Here is a 207-nt window from a genome sequence, read left to right as displayed (position 1 = left end):
TAACCGGGTCACGCTGGGTAGTGTTGCGCGGCGGGGTGATCATGTTGCGAATGCTTTTTGGCATTTTTTCAAATTCCTCAATACGTTTTGAATGAATACAGGCCATAGCCTGAAGGGATGGTGTCACCTGGTCGGCAAAACCCAGTTCAAGGCACTCGCTGCCGTTCATCCAGGTTTCGTCCTCCAGCATTGCCGCAATTTCTTCGG

General features: G+C 51.2%; 1 pseudogene. It reads right to left on the bottom strand.

Annotated elements, in window-relative coordinates:
- A pseudogene (locus AB8818_RS22990) lies at positions 1–207 on the bottom strand (Clp protease ClpP); the annotation flags it as partial.

This window comes from Enterobacter sp. KB-280D8 (genome assembly GCF_041399405.1).
GTDB classification, from domain to species: Bacteria; Pseudomonadota; Gammaproteobacteria; order Enterobacterales; family Enterobacteriaceae; genus Enterobacter; species Enterobacter cloacae_N.
The sequence above is the reverse complement of the archived record's forward strand: the minus strand, read 5'-3'. Positions and strand labels throughout refer to the sequence as shown.